The organism is Methylophaga sp. UBA5088, assembly GCF_002414625.1.
GTDB classification, from domain to species: domain Bacteria; phylum Pseudomonadota; class Gammaproteobacteria; order Nitrosococcales; family Methylophagaceae; genus Methylophaga; species Methylophaga marina.
Genome location: NZ_DIAC01000088.1, coordinates 10,767 through 11,149 on the forward strand (window position 1 = coordinate 10,767; position 383 = coordinate 11,149).

The following is a 383-nucleotide window of genomic DNA, read 5'->3' on the forward strand; positions in this document are numbered from 1 at the left end:
GGCACGCTGACTGATAACAATGGTCGTAAAGCGGATTTCCGTCACGTCGTATTAGTGATGACCAGTAATGCCGGTGCCGCTGAGATGAGTAAACCTTCCATTGGTTTCACCAAACAGGACAATTTAACTTCTGACGGTAATGAAGCCCTGAAACGAACCTTCACGCCTGAGTTCCGTAACCGTCTTGATGGCATTATTCAATTCAAACCACTGGATAAAGATGCCATTCTTCGAGTAGCTGATAAAGCGGTATTAGAGCTTGAAATGTTACTTGAAGATAAAAACGTCACTATCGAGGTGGATGATGCGGCTCGCCAATGGCTGGCTGACCATGGTTACGATGTTCAAATGGGGGCTCGTCCTATGGCCAGACTGGTTCAGGA

1 protein-coding gene is annotated in these 383 nt (G+C 46.7%); it reads left to right on the top strand.

All coding sequences use genetic code 11. The features are described 5' to 3' along the window. The coding region (locus B4K20_RS11195) for an AAA family ATPase (RefSeq protein ID WP_289282944.1) at nt 1–383 on the top strand (383 nt) is incomplete at both ends.